This is a genomic window from Janthinobacterium psychrotolerans (assembly GCF_001677885.1).
Taxonomy (GTDB): Bacteria; Pseudomonadota; Gammaproteobacteria; order Burkholderiales; family Burkholderiaceae_D; genus Janthinobacterium; species Janthinobacterium psychrotolerans.
Genome location: NZ_LOCQ01000014.1, coordinates 1 through 1,435 on the forward strand (window position 1 = coordinate 1; position 1,435 = coordinate 1,435).

The window sequence follows — 1,435 nt, forward strand, 5'->3', positions numbered from 1 at the left end:
CCGACAAAGCTGACGGCGCGCACATCGGGGTGGTGCAGCAAGCCATCGACGGCTTCCTTGTCGCCCTGCACCACATTGAACACGCCGTCCGGCAGGCCCGCTTCGGTGAGCAATTTCGCCAGCAGCAGGCTGGCCGACGGATCGCGCTCCGACGGTTTTAATACAAAGGTATTGCCGCAGGCAATCGCCATCGGGAACATCCACATCGGCACCATCACCGGGAAGTTGAATGGCGTAATGCCAACGCAGACACCGAGCGCCTGGCGGATCGACCAGGCGTCGATGCCGCCGGCGACCTGTTCGCTGTATTCGCCCTTCATCATTTGCGGGATGCCGCAGGCGAACTCCACCACTTCGATGCCGCGCGTGACTTCCCCTTTGGCGTCGGTAAACACTTTGCCATGCTCGGCGGTGATCAGCGCGGCCAGTTCATCGGAATGGCTTTCCAGCAATTCCTTGAACTTGAACATGACGCGTGCGCGGCGCAGCGGCGAGGTTTGCGACCAGGCCGGGAAGGCGGCGTGGGCGGCGGCCACGGCGGCGTTCAGTTCGCCGCTGGTCGCCAGCGCGACCCTGGCCGTGACGGCGCCGGTGGCGGGATTGAAGACGTCGCTCGTGCGCTCGGCGCGCGAGGCCATGGCTTTGCCACCAATAAAGTGGCCAATTGTCGGGGTGCTCATTGGGGATTCCTTGCTTATTTGCTGATCAGCCACTCATGGGCCGGATCGTTTTTAAAATGCCAGACCCGTTTCGGGCCGGCCATCACATTCAGGTAGTAGCCGTCGTAGCCATACGGCACGGTGACCGGGTGATAGCCGCGCGGCACCATCACCACATCGTGGTTTTCCACCGCCAGCGCCTGGTCGATGCTGCGATCGTCCGTGTACACGCGCTGGTAGGCAAAGCCCTGCTCCGGGTTCAGGCGGTGGTAATAGGTTTCCTCCAGCGAACTCTCCGTCGGAATATTGTCGCTATCGTGCTTGTGCGGCGGGTAGCTCGACGAGTGGCCCGATGGCGTGACCACTTCCACCACCAGCAGGCCATCGGCTTCCTCCGTCTGCGGCAGGATATCGCACACATAACGGGTATTGGCGCCCTTGCCGCGCACCGAGCGCGTCATGGTGTTCGGGTCGATCAGCCGCGCCGGACGGTCGGAATTGCCAGGCGCGCTGCACAGCGCCACTTCGGCGTCGCTGGTGGCCGTGATGCTGGCCTGCATGCCGCGCGGCACATAGACTGCCGCCGGCGGGCGGTCCTCGAACACGCTCAGCCGTTTGCCGATGTTTTCCCAGCGCTGCTCGCCGGCCTTGACCGTCACGGTGCCGGTCAGCACCACGATGCACAACTCGCGGCTGCCGGTGTCCAGGCTCAGCTGCTCGCCGGAGGCCAGCCGGTGGGCGGCAAAGCCGACATGGGTCCAGCCCGCCGATGCGGG

General features: G+C 64.4%; 2 protein-coding genes. Both read right to left on the reverse strand.

From position 1 onward, the window contains the following. The coding region (locus ASR47_RS00105) for an aldehyde dehydrogenase family protein (protein WP_150127597.1) at window positions 1-680 on the reverse strand (680 nt) is incomplete at its 3' end. 14 nt (window positions 681-694) lie between these two features. Beyond that, a partial coding sequence (iolB, locus tag ASR47_RS00110; RefSeq protein WP_065305757.1) for a 5-deoxy-glucuronate isomerase occupies window positions 695-1,435 on the reverse strand: 741 nt, incomplete at its 5' end.